At 46.4% G+C, this 16828-nt stretch carries 11 protein-coding genes; 8 read left to right on the top strand and 3 right to left on the bottom strand.

Annotated elements, in window-relative coordinates; translation table 11 throughout:
- Positions 1 to 52 precede the first annotated feature (52 nt).
- Positions 53 to 1999 carry an ATP-binding protein gene (locus HHL16_RS10400; protein WP_169425147.1) on the bottom strand — a complete coding sequence of 649 codons (1947 nt, stop codon included), beginning with the start codon at positions 1997 to 1999 and terminating at the stop codon, positions 53 to 55.
- A 163-nt stretch (positions 2000 to 2162) separates the two neighbouring features.
- Between HHL16_RS10400 and HHL16_RS10395 the strand changes: the two genes are divergently transcribed.
- The 5 genes from HHL16_RS10395 to HHL16_RS10375 all read left to right on the top strand — a co-directional run bounded on the left by HHL16_RS10395 (position 2163) and on the right by HHL16_RS10375 (position 10071).
- Positions 2163 to 4007, top strand: coding sequence for a von Willebrand factor type A domain-containing protein (locus HHL16_RS10395; RefSeq protein WP_169425146.1), 1845 nt, complete (start codon positions 2163 to 2165; stop codon positions 4005 to 4007).
- A gap of 202 nt (positions 4008 to 4209) precedes the next feature.
- Complete coding sequence (locus HHL16_RS10390) at positions 4210 to 6594, top strand: ABC transporter permease (RefSeq protein ID WP_169425145.1); 2385 nt, start codon at positions 4210 to 4212, stop codon at positions 6592 to 6594.
- A gap of 170 nt (positions 6595 to 6764) precedes the next feature.
- Positions 6765 to 7124: a hypothetical protein gene (locus HHL16_RS10385; protein ID WP_169425144.1), complete on the top strand. Its 360-nt coding sequence runs from the start codon at positions 6765 to 6767 to the stop codon at positions 7122 to 7124.
- Between the two features lie 427 nt (positions 7125 to 7551).
- On the top strand, positions 7552 to 9468 hold the full coding sequence (locus tag HHL16_RS10380; protein WP_169425143.1) for a 7TM diverse intracellular signaling domain-containing protein: 1917 nt from the start codon (positions 7552 to 7554) through the stop codon (positions 9466 to 9468).
- Between the two features lie 3 nt (positions 9469 to 9471).
- Entirely contained in the window at positions 9472 to 10071 is a 600-nt protein-coding gene (locus HHL16_RS10375; RefSeq protein WP_169425142.1) for a DNA-binding response regulator, read from the top strand.
- A gap of 239 nt (positions 10072 to 10310) precedes the next feature.
- On the opposite strand, the gene HHL16_RS10370 is transcribed toward HHL16_RS10375, so the two are convergent.
- A complete protein-coding gene (locus HHL16_RS10370) occupies positions 10311 to 11420 on the bottom strand; it encodes an ionic transporter y4hA (protein WP_169425141.1) in 1110 nt (369 codons plus the stop codon).
- Between the two features lie 154 nt (positions 11421 to 11574).
- Here HHL16_RS10370 and HHL16_RS10365 point away from each other — a divergent pair, with 154 nt between their 5' ends.
- Positions 11575 to 11961, top strand: coding sequence for a protease inhibitor I42 family protein (locus HHL16_RS10365; RefSeq protein WP_169425140.1), 387 nt, complete (start codon positions 11575 to 11577; stop codon positions 11959 to 11961).
- 18 nt (positions 11962 to 11979) lie between these two features.
- Here HHL16_RS10365 and HHL16_RS10360 read toward each other — a convergent pair whose 3' ends face one another.
- Entirely contained in the window at positions 11980 to 12834 is an 855-nt protein-coding gene (locus HHL16_RS10360; protein WP_169425139.1) for an NmrA family NAD(P)-binding protein, read from the bottom strand.
- A gap of 151 nt (positions 12835 to 12985) precedes the next feature.
- Between HHL16_RS10360 and HHL16_RS10355 the strand changes: the two genes are divergently transcribed.
- Together HHL16_RS10355 and HHL16_RS10350 are read left to right on the top strand one after the other, a co-directional pair.
- Entirely contained in the window at positions 12986 to 14092 is a 1107-nt protein-coding gene (locus tag HHL16_RS10355) for a histidinol-phosphate transaminase (protein ID WP_169425138.1), read from the top strand.
- A gap of 342 nt (positions 14093 to 14434) precedes the next feature.
- On the top strand, positions 14435 to 16819 hold the full coding sequence (locus HHL16_RS10350) for a hypothetical protein (RefSeq protein ID WP_169425137.1): 2385 nt from the start codon (positions 14435 to 14437) through the stop codon (positions 16817 to 16819).
- Positions 16820 to 16828 lie beyond the last annotated feature (9 nt).

Below are 16828 nucleotides of genomic sequence, written 5' to 3'. Positions count from 1 at the left end.
ATTCGCATGCGAAAATTTTATTGACTTTGTTAATTTGTAATACCCTTCTAACTCACACATTCACTTCCTTACTCACCGGCACCATCAATTCCACCCAATATCCATCCGGATAAAAATTATTGATCACAAACACGCCCTTCAACAACTCCGTTCTTTCCTTGATATTCTGCAAGCCAATACCCGCAGAGGTATAAGCATCCTGCCCAACATCCATTGTATCCTCTTCCTCAAATGATGTCAATGTCTGATTAACATCGAAACCCGGCGGCAATCCACCGCCATCATCTGCATATGTGATCTTTAATTTGTTTTCCGTTACACTGATCTTCACCGTTATCAGTTCACATTCCGAATGTTTGATGGAGTTGGTGATCAGCTCGCTCAGTATCTTCTTCAGATTGTTGTATTGCAGATCTGTCAATATCTGAGCGGTACCTGCAAACTCTGTTTTATGATCGATGCCTGTAGAGCTTTTGATTTTCTGAAGCAGGGCGGCAATATCATCACAAAACTGTGAGATTGTTTTGAACTGTACTGTTTTCAGATCCTTTGAAATGCTCCTGATCGATTCCATGATCTGCTTTATCTGCGCTCTCGCCTCCGATATGCGTTGAGAAGAATTGCTTTCCGATTCTTTTTTCAGCAGTAGATTCGCATACAACACCATCGGACCGAGTTCATCATGAAAATTGCGGGCCAGACTCAATTGCAGGCTGTTCAATCTTTGCCGCTGTTTCGACTGATACACGAGAAAAGCAACAATGCCGCCGGAAATCAGTACGCCCAGTATGGTGAACAGTATCAGGTTAGATTTTTCTGCCTTGTTCTTTTCTTCTACAGCCAGCAACAATTCCTTATGTGTATTCTCTGCCTTTGCCATGGCATAGAGGTTATTGTCTTTATCGGTGTTCACTGTGTTGTAGGCCTTGTTCATCATATCGAATGCACGGCGGATGGATCGGTACGCTGCTTCATATTTGCCAAAGCTCGCCTGCAGTCTGCTGTCTGCTTCGAGCCAGAACGACATTCGCTCATTCTCAAATTCTTTATCGATCTCTACCACACTGCGAACAAGGTTGAGGTATTTCTGTGCACTGTCCAGCTGCCTGCGATCGTAATAATAATCGAATGCTTCCATGTATTTATCGCAGGCATACTCCGTTGGGGAATTGATCTCGCCAAACGCGTCGAGCTTAACCTCCGACAAACAGATGGCGAGTGCATTTTCTACTTCTTTATGATCGTTGGTGAGTATGGCTTTGTAGAAATCGAGGCAATGACTGATATACCTGCAATACACTATGAACTCACTGTATTTTACCGGCTGCAGATTTATTTCAGAGAGCATCCGGCGGGCTTCGACGATCATTTCGTCGAGCAGGGCTGTGTTGCCGGTTTTCCAGGCGGCGGTTGCTGCCACATCGAGAATGGCAAATGCGAGTGAAACACTTTCCGGATGTGCGGCTTTGTCTTCCGCAGCAATATGAGCAGTCATGCCCAGTATCAGTGGTTTCACCTGATTGTAACTGGCAAACACTTTTGCATAATCTTTATTGGTTACATGCACGGCCATGGCATAGAGATCGCCGTTGGTGATTTCGCCATCCACCACCAGATTCTGACGTATTCTTTCTTCATTTCTTTTTTCCGAATAGTAAATGGCGCTGCCGTATCTGTTTTTGTTATCGGAGAGTTTGCGCAGGTGTCTGTAATAATTGATGCGATATAGTGCGTACTTATTATCGGAGAAAGCGAGTTGCTGATAGGGGAGCAGCCATTGTTCCAGGCTGTCTTCATTATAAGACAAGTCTGCCAGTGAATCGGCAAGTTTCAGATAACTGGTATCATCGATTTGCTGTTGCCTGTACATAGTCAGGAGCTCAGCAAATTTCTTGCTGGTTCCGGTGTTATCCTGAGCATGCAGTGTGGCGTTGCAGATCGATAGCAGTACAAACAATAAAAGCGGAAGAGCTATACCCGTTGATGCTTTTGCGGCCATAGGACAATTATTGCCCGGACAAATTAAGGTAAATCGATCATAATCCATCTGGTACAAGCAGAATACAGTACTTGTTCAATAAAGCAGTTCAGCCTGTTATGCAATTCTGCCCGTAGCTGCATCTCAGACCCGGGCCCGCTATTCCGAACCAAAAATCATAGTCATGAAATGGAAACTTTTTGTGTTGGTGGCACTTATCATTACAGTGCTGTCCGCATTCATCCGCCATCAAATTCCCCAAACGGTCAGTGGTACTGTTCAGGAGAACGGCAAGCCGGTCAGTAATGCTACAGTTATGGAGAAGGGCACTACAAACAGTGTTCAAACCAATAGCAAGGGCTTCTACAAATTAAAACTTACTGGGAAGAAAGCGCCTACGCTGGTGATCAGTGCCTCCGGATATCAAACGCGGGAGATCAAAGTGAAAAACAGCAGCACTATCAATATTACACTCACCTGGATTGCGCCAGAGCTGGAAAAAATAGTGGACATATCTTATACGCCCGAACCCCACAGAATGATGGTAATGAACTATACCACTAACGGGGATGCTGTCAAAGGCAAAGGCTATATTGATAAATCGCCAACTGCAACGCCCGAATTCAATACAGAAGAATACGACGGCATCACAGAAACCGGTTTCCGGAACACGCTCCGCAATCCGCTCTCAACTTTTTCTATCGATGTGGATGCTGCGAGCTACAGCAATCTCCGCAGATTCATCAACGACGGCACTCCGCCTCCAACCAATGCCATCCGCATCGAAGAAATGATCAACTATTTCGATTACGATTATCCTCAGCCAGCCAATAATCTGCCGCTTTCGGTGATCACAGAAATGGCGCCTGCTCCCTGGAATCCCAGTCATCAGTTGTTGCATATCGGTTTGCAGGGCAAAACAATCTCTAATGAATTGCTTCCTCCTTCCAATCTCGTTTTCCTCATCGATGTTTCAGGGTCGATGGATGAAGAAAACAAACTCCCGCTGCTGAAATCATCTTTGTCGCTGCTCATAGAACAGCTTCGTCCGCAGGATCATGTGTCCATTGTGGTTTATGCAGGCGCAGCCGGACTGGTGCTCAAACCTACATCCGGCAACGACAAACGCACTATCCGCGAAGCGCTTGATAAATTGGAGGCTGGCGGTTCAACTGCAGGGGGCGAAGGCATTCAGCTGGCTTATGCAACTTGCAAAGAGCATTTTCTCAAATCAGGCAACAACCGCGTGATACTCGCCACTGACGGAGATTTCAATGTAGGCATGTCGAGCAATGCCGATATGGAAAAGCTCATAGAGCAAAAGAGAAAAGACGGCATCTACCTCACTGTTCTTGGTTTCGGAACCGGCAATTACAAAGACTCTAAGATGGAAACGCTGGCCGATAAAGGCAACGGCAATTATGCGTACATCGACAATATCACCGAAGCCAGAAAGGTGCTGGTGAAAGAATTTGGCGGAACTCTCTTCACTATAGCCAAAGACGTTAAGCTGCAACTCGAATTCAATCCCACCAAAGTGCAGGCATACCGGCTGATCGGTTACGAGAACCGCGCACTGAATGCCGAAGATTTCAAAAACGACCAGAAGGATGCAGGTGAACTCGGCTCAGGCCATACTGTTACTGCATTGTACGAAATAATTCCTGTTGGTGTAAAAAGCGATTTGCCGGAAGATGATTCACTCAAATATCAACGCACCCGGCTCACCAGTGCGAGCAATTCAACAGAGCTTGCAACGGTTAAACTGAGGTACAAAAATCCAAACGAGGATAATAGCCGGGAGATATCATTTGCAGTGCAGCAGCAGACAAACAATGCATTCCAAGCATCGGAGAATTTCCGCTGGTCGGCAGCTGTTGCTGAATTTGGCATGTTGCTGAGAAAAAGTGAATTTGCTGCCAACTCCAGTTACAATCAGGTACTCAAACTCGCCACCAGCGCCATAGGTAAAGACAAAGAAGGTTACCGGAAAGAGTTCATCGGGCTGGTAGAAAAGATCAACGACTAAATCCGCGCCCTTGCCATTAATCCCACACTGTACAGCAACCTTCGGGTTGCTGTACCTTTTTATGGGGTTAAACCGGTCACCAGTTGTTGCAAAAGCGGACAGCATTGAATAATAGCTTAACTTCAGAATGCTGATTATTAGCCAGTTGTAAAACTGGCATTCTCTTGGTTTCAAACCCGTGAACCATCAAACAACCGAACCCATGTTCAGGAGTTACCTTATTACTGCTATCAGAACTTTGAGAAGAAATAAATTCATTTCATTTATCCATATATTCGGATTGGGGCTGAGCATGACCGTTGCCATGATGATCATGATCCGCATGCAGGACGATTTCTCTTATGATGATTTCCATCCGCTGCAGCAACGTATCTGGCGCATCACTTCCGATTACAAGACCCAGCAGGCGCCAAACTGGAAAATGGCCAGCACACCGCTGCCACTGTTTTCTGCACTTCAACAGGATGCTTCCAATATCGAAGATATCGTGAGCATCTATCCCTCATTCAAAGGAACCGTAACAGCAGACGGAAAAGAATTCAATCTGAACGGCGCCTATACCAATCCTTCGTTCTTCAGGATGTTCGGGTTTGTACCCGAATCAGGAAATGCAGGTACAGCCTTATCTTCCCCCAATTCCGTTGTGCTCACCAAAGCAGTTGCTGAAAAATATTTCGGGTATTCCAATGCCATCGGCAAACTGATTACACTGGCAGGAAAAGATTACACTGTTACTGCCGTTCTCAGGCAGCCGCCAGGCAAAACAAATTTCTTATTCGAAGCTTATGCCAGCATAAGCAGCCTTAATGCAAATACGGTGAGGGAATTCTCAGACTGGTTTGCACTCAACGCAGGGTACACTTTTGTTCTGATGAAAAAAGGAAGCAACACTGCCGCCCTGCAAAACCAGCTGAACAGTTTCAGCGACGAAATGAACAGAAAGCAGCCGGGTTCTTCCACTGCTTTTGCACTTCAGCAGTTCAGTAGTATCAGTCCTGCCAAAGAAGAATTGATGAACGAAATGGGGAATGCCTCTTCATGGGGCAAGATCCTTACTGAATGCGGCGTTGCACTGCTGATACTGCTCGCCGCCTGCTTCAATTACACCAATCTCACCATATCGAGATCGTTGAAACGCGCAAAGGAAATAGGCGTGAGGAAGATCATCGGCGCCAAACGAAAACATATTTTCAGTCAGTGCATCACAGAGGCAGTATTGCTGAGTATGTGCAGTCTGGTTTTCGCATGGGTGATCTTAAGCTTCGTTATTCGCTTTGCACCTTTCAACGATGGATATGAGTTTATCCCATCTTCTTTCCATTACAACTGGAGCATCATCGGATGGTCTGTTGCCTTTGCATTGTTCACTGGTTTGCTGGCAGGTACTTCTCCTGCATGGATCATGAGTGCTTTTGCACCATTGCAGGTACTGAAAAAACTCAGCAGCATGCGCATCATGGGCCGCATAAGTCTGCAGAAAACACTGATTGTTTTTCAATACAGCCTGTCGCTGGTGCTGATTATTTTTCTTGCTACATTTTATCGTCAGTTCACCTATATGTCTTCGCTCGATCCGGGTTACCGCACCGAAAATGTGGCGCGCATTTCCCTTACCGGCACCAATGCTATTGTGATGAAGAAAGAAGTTGCTGCTCTCAGTGGCGTAAGCAACGTGAGTGCAGGCACGGCAGATTTCGGCAGCCAGTTCGGTGGCATGCGTACAAAAGCCTGGATGCATGATGCGTCTGAAGCCATCAACCTGAACTATTATTTTACCGATGCAGATTTTATTGCTGCTATGCAGATCCCTTTTGTGGCAGGAAGGAATTTTTCGGAAAACATTTCCGATTCTTCGGAGCAGTACATCATTCTGAACCAGCAGGCCGTTACTGCACTTGGCATAAAGAATATGGCAGATGCACCCGGGCAGCAACTGCGGATCAATGATTCCACCCGTCTCGAAATAGCCGGTGTAGTGAAAGACTGCAATTATGAGAGTCCGGCCAAAGCTGTACAGCCACTGGCTTTCAGGTATAACCCGCGTGCAGGCACCTACATTTATGCAACCGTTGAAGCAGGACAAAACAGGGCCAATTTCGAAAAGCAGATCGCCGCCATCTGGAAGAAATCGGCCGATGCCGGAACAGCACCAGGCATCAGCTGGCTCGATACCGAGATGAAAACACGATTTAGTCAGAGCGCCACTGTCTCATTGCTGGCCTATCTTGCCTTTATTGCCATTGTGGTTGCATCACTGGGATTGCTCGGCATTGTGATACATACCGTAGAAACCAGAAGAAAGGAAATCAGCATCCGTAAAGTGATCGGAGCCGACAGAGCCATACTGGTTCGTATGTTGTCCGGAGGGTTTATCAAATTACTGCTGATTGCCGGGCTCATTGCCATGCCTGTAGGATACATCCTCGGATTTATGTTCCTCTACAATTTTCCGCAAAGGGTAGATTTTGGATTGCTCAATGTGGTAATCTGCTTTGCATTTCTGATGGGAGTGGGACTGTTGACCATCATTCCGCAAACCTATGGCGCAGCTTCCAACGACCCGGTAGATGGATTGAGAATGGAGTGATACCCTATCAAAATGATATACTCCCTTCCATTTTGATAGTACGATCATCTATCACTATAAATCCTATTAACCCATACAAATCTTACACACACTGCATTTCAACGCATTTAACATATCGTCCCAACCTCCGGGCCTGCTTTTTGGCATATGCTGCCATATAATTTACAGCTATGATCACCCGTTACGAAGTACCGGTTATCTTAAAAGAAACCATTCCCGGATTAAGCAATAACTGCCTCTCCACTAAACCCTCTCTCGAAATCTATGTGAGCATGAATTCTTTCACCGACTTCACCCGTGCAGCCGTGGAAGAACGCAATATGAACCTCGCCAAACGATGTTTTACTGTTGCTGAAAAACTCTACAAAGAAGGCGATAGTCTGGTGCGTCTGCTTATCGAGAACTGTTTTGTGCATTCGTTCAGTCTGTTTATGCCAAGGCAAAAGAATGAGCTGGTATTGGTTGAATCCATCATACCCGCTTCGTTGTTCAATCTCTATGTAAAGCAGGTAAATGCTGCGGGCTGCTAAAATCATACGCATACAATAAACGTATCCTGCTGCAAAGATCTTCAGCATCACCACCGGATTGGCCATCATGAAAATGAATGCCAGACTGGGTTTTGAGCCGGTAACTTTTAGCGAACTCACGCAGGAAAATGATTTCTGGAACGGATGCAGCAGTTGCGTTAACTATTCCATTCTGCAATCCAAAGGAAGAAAGAATTGTCTTTGTACAGCCATGTTGTATGTACCCGGTATAAAAAGGGAAAGTCCCCATGAATGAGGACTACTAACCATACCTGATCGTGTGGCTCCTATGTAGATCTTGAAACGATAATCAATTTGATAGAGCAAAAATAACCGCTTCCATGTTGTGAAAAATAGACCCCGGGGTCTCATTTTTTAGACCCTGCATTGCTATGGTTATGGCTGTAAAAAATGCATCTTTGCAGCCATGACCCCGATCGGCATCCCCTTTAAAAAAGCGATGGTAACCTGTTGCTGTCTGCTGCTGTTTTTAAGTATGCGGGCAGACACGCTGCATATCCGGACTTACACGCCGGATGGCGAACCAATTGCGCTGCTGCCATATTTCAGGGGTTGGGAAGATGTGTCGAAACAGACAGACACCATGCAGCTCTATGCCAGATCGGGCAACTTCGCACAACTGGCCTCACTCGAAAAGCAAAGCAGAACCAGCAACTACTGGCTGAGTACCGATCTCGTAAATGAAACCGGAACCACCGCCAATATGGTGCTGGCTTTCACCAGCCTCACCTATGTAGATGTGTATCTCTACGAGAACGGGCAAAACGTATTGCACAAACTAACCGGCCATTTCAGAAACAGCGAATATATTGCCCCGGGAGATGGAAGGCTGTTCGTTCAACTCCACTTCAAACCCGGCGTCCATTACCGGCTTATACTCAAAGTGTATCACTCCAAACATTATGAGCCTGTATTCAATTTCGTTTTACAACCCAAAGACGCATACATAACGCAGCAACATCGCCGCGAACTGGTGGATGCCTGGTGTCAGGGCGGCGTGCTGTTATTCTTTATCTACGCCATCAGCAGCTGGCTTGTAAGCCGCTTCAGGCCTTATCTCTGGCTCGCCTGTTTTATTGCCGGCATCGGTCTTTATGGTATGGCTTCCGGAGGTTATCTTATCGAATGGTTCTTTCCTCACAATGCACCAACAGGGTGGCTTTTCAATATTGTGTTTGCTCATCTTGGCAGCTTCGGCATTTATATGCTGATGATCGATTTCTGGAAGCTGAAACGCTTCAATCCCATGTTGTATAAACTGGGAGTGGTACTGATCATAGAACTGATACTCATTACCTCGGTTGGATTTGTGATCAATCTGAGAACAGGCAATTTCAATCTCACCAATAGCATTAACCTGTCATCTTTTCCATTACCGTTAGGGTTTATGTGTGCATCAATCTGGGTCTGCTGGAAACGCCTAACGCCGCCTCAACGATACCTCGGATACGGGTTGCTGCTCTTCTTTGTGGCGGCTGCATTCACTGTGCTCAATTCTGCACTGATCCATGAAAAATCTTTGCAGACTACTTCGTTTCTTTCCAATTTCACTACGCTCGCCGTGTTTCTGCTGTTTGCAACCGGGCTCAAGGAAGAGCTGCGTCAGCACGAGATAGGGAAGAATGCAGCGCTGGAAGAACTCAACCAGTTGCAGCAACATCAGAATGCGCTGCTGGAGAAGAAAGTGGAGGATCGCACATCCGAACTGGCAGATCGCAATACCAAGATCGAAACGCTTATCAACGAACTGAACCATCGCGTAAAGAATAACCTGCAACTGCTCTATAGTTTTATCAGCCTGCAATTGCCGAGCATCAGCGATGGCCACGCAAGAGAAATGCTGCGCGGCAATTTAGGAAAGATCAAAGCCATGATGCTGGTGAATCAGAAGCTCTTCCGGTTCGACGAAGGATCGGCTGTGCTGGTGAGCGATTTCACTACAGAGCTCAGCACACACCTGCAAAGCATTTACGACAGCCGGGGCAGGATCCGTTTTGTATTCGAACTCGATGAGCATATACAATTGCAGGGCAAGAGTGCGTTATCATTCGGATTGATATTGTCCGAGTTGCTCACCAATTCATTCAAATACGCATTTGCAGATCATCCCGATCCGGAGATCCGCATTGCCGTTTCATACGCAGATGCACAATCTATCCGTTTTGAATATGCCGATAACGGCGCTGGCATGGATATTGACGAACCAGGGCAACGGATCACCATGGGTGTTTCACTGGTGCAGGATCTTACGCGCCAGATAAACGGAAAACTCAGCGTCAGCAGCCATCAAGGCCTCCAATACCAAATTCTGATACCAGTTTAAGATATGATAAGAGTACTGATTATAGAAGACGAGATCATCATAGCAAGGTTTATTGAGTTGCAGCTGCGAAAAGCATTTCAATGCAATACACGCATTGCCATTTCTGTAAATGAAGCGAGGGAAGCAATGGCCGAAATGCAGCCCCATCTTGTATTGTGCGATATCAATCTCTGCGATGAGGTGAGCGGCATAGAGCTGGTTACAGAGTTCAAGAGCAATTACGTTTTTGAACTGATCTACATCACCTCGTATCAGAACCGTAGCATCATCGAGCAGGCATCGGCTACCAACCCCGCCAACTACATCATCAAACCGGTGGACGAAGCACAGTTGTTTGCAGGCGTTCAGCTGGTGATCACCAAAATGGAACAAACGAAAGCAGGAGAGAGGGTTTCACTAGCGGAGCAGTTCAACAATACTGAACTGATGATATTGCAATTGATAAGGGATCAGAAAACTACCAAGGAGATTGCTCAGGAATTGCATCTGAGCCCGTACACCATCAAAAATCACAGACATAATATCTGCAGAAAACTCGATCTGGAAGAAGGGAATAATGCGTTATTGAAATGGGTAATGCAACACCAGCAACAGCTGGGATAATTACAGCCCGTCCGCATACAGCGGCGAATAATTTCATTTATCCCGGAACATCCATCCGTACATGATCTGATCCGGAACAAAACGTCGAAGACTGCCATCCGCAACGAAACCATTGCAGGCTTCAGGGCTGTAATTTCACCGGATCAAAAATAGCAGCAATAATATTTTCTGCCATAGACCCCAGGGTTCAAAATTACAGGCCGCATCAGCCCTGATGCAGAGCAGCTACACATTTTACGCTAAGGAACAATAGTGGTAAACAGGTAGGTTGCCAGTATCACCAGCAATACGATCCCCTGCAGAATATTGGTTCTTCCGGCTCCGAATGAAATGCTGATGGTGAACAGTGAAAGTATCAGCAGCAAAGTAGATTTTGTATCGATGCCCAGTGTGATGGTAAATCCGGTGAAATATCCCACGATGGCCACAGCCGGAATGGTTAGTCCGATACTGGCCAGTGCCGATCCCAATGCGAGATTGAGACTTGTCTGCAATCTGTTTCGTTTTGCAGCTCTGAGCGCCGCCAATCCTTCGGGCAACAATATCACCGATGCAATGATGATACCTACCAGGCTCTTCGGCGCACCCATTGTTACCACCATGCTTTCAATGGCAGGCGATAATTTTTTGGAGAGGATCACCACCACCGCCAATGCAATCACCAGCAACAGCAAACTCACTACTGCCGTGAGATTGGAAGGAGGAGCCGCATGCGCATCTTCCTCTTCGGCGCTTTTATCTTCGGGCAAAAAATAATCACGATGCCGCTTGGTCTGCACCAGCACAAATGCCAGGTACAACACCAGCGATACGATGGCAACGAAGATCAGCTGACTGGTAGAGTACACCGGTCCGGTTGCACTGGTGGTATAATTTGGTAAAACCAGTGTAAGTATGGTGATGGCTGAAAGTGCCACCAGCGAAGCGCTCACGCCCTGCTTCACAAACAACTGCTCTTTGTATCGCACACCTCCCACAAGCAGGCAAAGCCCAATGATGCCGGTTAATATCAGCATGATGGCCGCAAACACCGTATCGCGCGCGAGAGTAGAATTCTGTGATCCTTCGGATAACATGATCGTTACGATCAGTGAAACCTCTATCACCGTAATGGCCAGCGCCAGAATGAGGGTACCGAATGGTTCTCCTACTTTATGCGCCACTACTTCCGCATGGTGTACCGCAGACAGCACCACCGTGATCAGCGAAACACCCATCACCAGATCCATAATGCCTGAATGCTCTTTCGGGGTGATCAGAAGAATCACCAGTCCGATAATTGGACAAATAACCGTCCAGAATGGCAATGCAAGTTTAAAACGTCTGTAGAGGAAGTTGTTTTGCGGCATAGCATCGGAATTTTAGAGAGTGAAGGAGAGGGTTACTGCAATAATAAAGAAAAAAAATTACCTTTATTCAACTCATCCCTAAGCAGTTCCCCCTCCGAACCTCCATTTCCCGGCCGCAGAAATACCCTCAGACATTCAATAAAAAACAATCATCATGAAAAACATTCTTTTCATTCTGCTGGCAATTACCTGCATGCACTGTGCAACTTCGCGCAAAGGCACTCCCAGCATCACCCTGCAGAATAACGAAGAAACGATCTCCGTAAAACCCAATGCCTCCTATATTGTGGAAATACCCTTGCAGTCCGGTACCGGCTACACATGGGAGTTTGACGCACTCTCTGTTAAGAGCAAACTGCTCAACCGCGGCACCGCCACTCCCGGCGACTCTACACTTCCCGGCGGGACCATCCACGATGTTTTCACTTTCAAAGCGCCCGCAAGCTTCACGGAAGAAACACTCAGTTTCACATTGCGCAGGCCATGGGAAAAAAATGGCGCACCTGCTCAGGTACGCGCATTACGTGTGAAAAAATTGTAGTGGATATTTAATCAACATTTAACTCCATACACCGCTCGGCAATGTGCGGTGGATGAATGCTGAAATGTCGGCAGGCTTTCTGTCGAGCGCTTCTTCCACACCATGTGCGAGTGATTCGTTGCGTCCATCCAGCACTTCGGTGAACAGGTAAGTAATCAGCTGCACATAATCTGCCGGAACACCAAATTCGGTAAGCATGCCAGTATATTCTTCGATGGTGAGATCCTGAAAGCGTATGTCCCTTCCTGTTGCTATCCCGATTTCTTTAGCAACGTCTTTGAAGGTGAGGAGACGTGGACCGGTAATATCATACAATTTATTGGAGTGGCGTGATGCAGTGAAAGCAGCCACAGCGATATCTGCAATATCATCTGCATCTACAAACGGCTCTTGGATGTTTCCTGCGGGAAGCGCCAGCAGTCCGGCTTTCAGCGGTTCCTGAAAGAAACTCTCATTGAAATTCTGAAAGAACCAGCTGCAACGGAGAATGGTGTAATCGATGCCGCTGTTGATAACGATGTTTTCGCATATCTGTGCTTCGGTTTCGCCTCTACCGCTGAGCAGTACCAGTTTCTGAATGTTCAGGCGCTGTGCAATCTGTACCAGAGTATCGATATCATCCGGAGCGCCGGGCACAGACAGATCGGGCTGATACGCAATGTACACGGCCTTCATTCCCTGCATGGCAGCTTCCCAGGTGGAGCGATCGTTCCAGTCGAAAGCAGGCTCTCCAGATCTTGATCCCACTCTTACAGGTATGCTGAGTTCGTTCAATTTCTGTACAATCCTTTTTCCGGTTTTTCCGTTTCCTCCCAATACAAGTACTGGAGCGAATAATGCGTTTGCTGTGGTGGTATGATTGTGATTGTTCATGGTGATTTATTTATGTCAAAATTAGACCAGGGGCCGGGGGAGGGATAGAACAAAACCGACAAAAGCAACCGCTCATATAATCCGGACATCAGATCCGGATGCTTACCGGTATATTCACTGAGCATATAATTCACCCATAATGATACCCCATATGTCTGCAAACAGAAGAACATGGCTGAAGTACGTTGGAGCGGGAATGGCTGGTATCAGCCTGTTACCACTGCAATCATTTACCGATACTTTTCACGAACAGCACGAAGCATTGGATACCGCTGACGCTGTGCTGAGGCTGAGTTCAAATGAAAATCCATATGGGCCTTCACCGGCCGCTATTGCAGCGATGACGGCAGTACTGAAACTTAGCAACCGGTATAATTTCGATGTAAGCAGCGATCTTATTGCAGCGATTGCAGCAAAACATGAGCTGGGTGCAGACAATGTGCTGGTAACAGCCGGTTCTACCGAGCTACTCGATCTGATGCCAAGATATAACGGCACTTCCAGAGGGAGTTTCGTGGTAAGCGAACCAACCTTCGCCTATTGGGGTAAGCTGGCGGAAAAGAACGGCTTCCAAAAAATATCAGTTCCGTTGACGGCAGATAAGAAAGAAGATCTTAGCGCAATGTTATCCGCCATGCGTGCAGACACAACAATGGTTTATCTATGCAATCCCAATAATCCTACAGGCAGTATCTGTACAACAGCTGAGCTGAAAGCATTCATTGCAGAAGCATCGAAGCGCGTAACAGTAGTGGTGGATGAAGCATATATCGAATACACTTCCGAGCCATCCATGAGCTCACTTGTGAACACCAATAAGAATCTGGTGGTGATCAAAACCTTCTCGAAAATATATGGCCTTGCAGGCGCGAGGATCGGGTATGCGCTGGCGCATCCTGATACAATTGAGGCCCTGAGCCAGTTGCAGACCTGGAGCAATGGAGACATCAGCCTCGCGAGCCGCGTAGCGGCGATGGCTTCTTTGAAAGATGTTGAGTTCACGAAACATTGCAGGCAGCAGAACGATACAGTAAAAGCCTATACCGTTGAGCAGCTGAACAGACTGAAACTGAAAAGCATTCCGTCTCATACCAACTTCGTATACTTTTCACTGGAAGGATATCAGAAGGATTACTTTGAATTGCTGAAGCAACATAATGTGCAGGGAACTTATATGTATGAACCAATGGGTAAGTGGACCAGAATTACTGTAGGCACGATGGAAGAGATGCGGCGGTTCACTAAGGTGATTGGGTAATTTTCTATTGGTTACACAACATTGATCTGCATAAGAATAGGTCCTTCCTGCATCGGCATGAACAACTTCAACTGCAATGAAGGAGTTTTCTACTATGTGAATTTCTTTTTTTTTCCGGATTCACAAAAGGGGGCACCTTTGTCTCGGCCAGCCCCCAAACCTCAATTATCTTTTATGAGATCATTTAATACCTCCTATCCTCGATTTGCCAGTATGGCCAGTCAACTTACTTCCACAATTCCCCCATCATTACATACGCTAACCTGATTGCCAAAGTCAGTTTTGTTGTGATCATTACGGAAATTTTCTACTGATTATTGTTTCCCGATAATACCCCTTTGGATGCAATTTATAAGATATGCAGTTGTTCTGCTTATAGGAACCCTGCCTGCCCAGTGTATATATGCCCAGTCAAAAGACAGTTCGCTTGTTAAGAGAAAACTGGATTCAGCCGGCATTCAGATCAAAGCCAAAGCCAGTGAGCTTAAAGATGGTGTAAAGCAGGAGGCAAAAAATTTGCTTTCCATGCCAGGCAATGAATTGAAGTCCGGATTGAAAGACCTGAAATCCGCAGCGGCTATTCCCGGATTGAACAATCTCAAGCCTTCTCTTTTTTCCGGCACTCCAAAAGTATCCGCCAAACTGCCTGCAGTGAAAGCCGGGTATGCTTACATGAAAGATGCCACTGGCGCGGATTCCGGAACATTCCATGGATTGAACAGCGTATTCAGCTATGAAGCGAGTGCAGGGGTATCACTCCTGAATATGCCATTCAATTTCTCTTTCAATGGATACAACGACGTGTATTCGTTCAACAATCCGAATCCGGAAAAACTACTGCGTTTCAATTTCGACCAAAAGGCATATCTGGAGAAACTCAGAAAACAGGTTACAGAAAAAATCAGTCCGGATGCAGTGCTGGCAGCTACCACACAACGCATAACAGCCATCCGTCAGAAATACGAACAGCAACTGAAACAGGAACTGCAGCAATTGCAGCAGACTTATCAGAAAGAATACAACAATGCCCTTGCGATACCTTCTGAAATAGGCGACCTGTCCAAAACCGACCTGTCCAGAACGCAGACCCTGCTGTTCTCAGAATCAGACCGGTTGAAATACGAAGAAAGCCTTATCAGGCTTCAGCAACCGGACCAAACCGATTCGAGCCGAAAAACCGACAAAGCAGTGGTAGAAAAAATGGAGACACTGAAAAAGATGTATGCTAAAGTGCTCCATTGGAAAGAAAAATTCACCGGCAACAAAACCGTTCAGCAGCTGCAGAGCCATCTGCCCTTTACACCAGACAAATTCAACAGCTTTCTGAAAGATCCTGCCAATCTCGAAAAAGTGATTGGAGATCATGCAGAGCTCAGTACCCTGCAAAAGGTATTCATGAGCATGAAGAAATTCGACATAGGCCAGAACTCAGTAGAATCGGGCGATTTCGGCATGCAACAACTGGTCAACTCCGGCATCAATGCAGAATACAAAAGCAAGAAAGCCAATGTTGGATTCATCTACGGGAAGAACAATACACCCAATAACTGGTTACAGGGCGGACTGATGAACAATATCGGTTCTGAATATTCTTCAGTAACCGGATTCAAATTCGGCACCGGATCCGGCAGCCCGATTGAACAAACCGTGTCGGTAAACTTCTATGATTATAAAAATACAAACGGACAGGAAATAGCCGATGTTGCTATGAGACCGGGTTACACATCTGCACTGGCGAGAAGAGATGCAGTGATCACATTGCATACAGGCTATTCTGCAGGCCAGCATCAGTTTGGCTTAGACCTCTCCAAATCATTCGGATCGATGGGGCAGGGCAATGGCGCTAAATCCAACGCACATAGCAAAGTGTTTTCCAACGAAGGTCAATCCAACTACGCCGGCATGCTGAGTTACGACGGACAGATAAAAGAAAGCGACGTAAAAGTATTCTTCAAGAAAGTAGGGCTGGGCTACAACAACCCCGGCAATTACCTGTTGCGCCGCGGTGAAACACAGGTAGGTTTCGGATTCGGAAGACAGTTTCTCCAACGGAAACTCTCGGTGAAATATGCAACGGATTTCAAGAGTCAGGTATTCGATCCGGCCAAAAGATATACGCATCAGGCATTCAGCAATAAGTTTCAGTTCGGATACAAATTCACGCGCAACAACCGCGTAAACCTTACTTACCAACGCAGTGATTTCCATTCGAAATTATTCGGCAATGGAAACACCTCCGGAGCAAATACCAGATGGCAGGCAGACGGAAACTATACAGTGAGAATCGGTTCAAGGAAACTGATCAACAATGTGCTAATCAGCCGCATGCATTTCAACATGCCGATGTTGCAGGATAGCAGTTACAAGAGCAATAACACACTCATCAGCTACACAGCCACCACGCTGATAAAACAAGCTCCGTTATCACTCACCATATTGGTAAACAGATCTGACAATAAAGACTATCTCTTCAATACATCGATGTTCTCAGCAGAGACGAACTACGCCTACAATGCATCTTCAAAAATCAGAATGAGCAGCGGACTGGGCTACTATGCCAATACCGGCTGGAACAAACAGATCGGAGGAAGGCAGCAGTTCTCCACATCCATCATGGAGCGGATAGACCTCGATCTGGAGGTCTCTTACAAGAAAGCTGTGAAGATCATCAGGCAGGAAATGGCTGATCAATTTTTCGTAACCGCAGCCATGCGCATGAACTTATAAATTCCGGAA

It is taken from the genome of Pseudoflavitalea sp. G-6-1-2 (genome assembly GCF_012927185.1).
Taxonomy (GTDB): domain Bacteria; phylum Bacteroidota; class Bacteroidia; order Chitinophagales; family Chitinophagaceae; genus Pseudobacter.
Note: the sequence above shows the minus strand (reverse complement) of the source record. Positions and strands in the feature narration are given on the sequence as shown.

Bases quoted from the DNA above. Each gene is read 5' to 3' on its own strand.
- HHL16_RS10400 (WP_169425147.1), bottom strand. From the start codon at position 1,999: ATGGCCGCAAAAGCATCAACGGGTATAGCTCTTCCGCTTTTATTGTTT.
- HHL16_RS10395 (WP_169425146.1), top strand. From the start codon at position 2,163: ATGAAATGGAAACTTTTTGTGTTGGTGGCACTTATCATTACAGTGCTG.
- HHL16_RS10390 (WP_169425145.1), top strand. From the start codon at position 4,210: ATGTTCAGGAGTTACCTTATTACTGCTATCAGAACTTTGAGAAGAAAT.
- HHL16_RS10385 (WP_169425144.1), top strand. From the start codon at position 6,765: ATGATCACCCGTTACGAAGTACCGGTTATCTTAAAAGAAACCATTCCC.
- HHL16_RS10380 (WP_169425143.1), top strand. From the start codon at position 7,552: ATGACCCCGATCGGCATCCCCTTTAAAAAAGCGATGGTAACCTGTTGC.
- HHL16_RS10375 (WP_169425142.1), top strand. From the start codon at position 9,472: ATGATAAGAGTACTGATTATAGAAGACGAGATCATCATAGCAAGGTTT.
- HHL16_RS10370 (WP_169425141.1), bottom strand. From the start codon at position 11,420: ATGCCGCAAAACAACTTCCTCTACAGACGTTTTAAACTTGCATTGCCA.
- HHL16_RS10365 (WP_169425140.1), top strand. From the start codon at position 11,575: ATGAAAAACATTCTTTTCATTCTGCTGGCAATTACCTGCATGCACTGT.
- HHL16_RS10360 (WP_169425139.1), bottom strand. From the start codon at position 12,834: ATGAACAATCACAATCATACCACCACAGCAAACGCATTATTCGCTCCA.
- HHL16_RS10355 (WP_169425138.1), top strand. From the start codon at position 12,986: ATGTCTGCAAACAGAAGAACATGGCTGAAGTACGTTGGAGCGGGAATG.
- HHL16_RS10350 (WP_169425137.1), top strand. From the start codon at position 14,435: ATGCAATTTATAAGATATGCAGTTGTTCTGCTTATAGGAACCCTGCCT.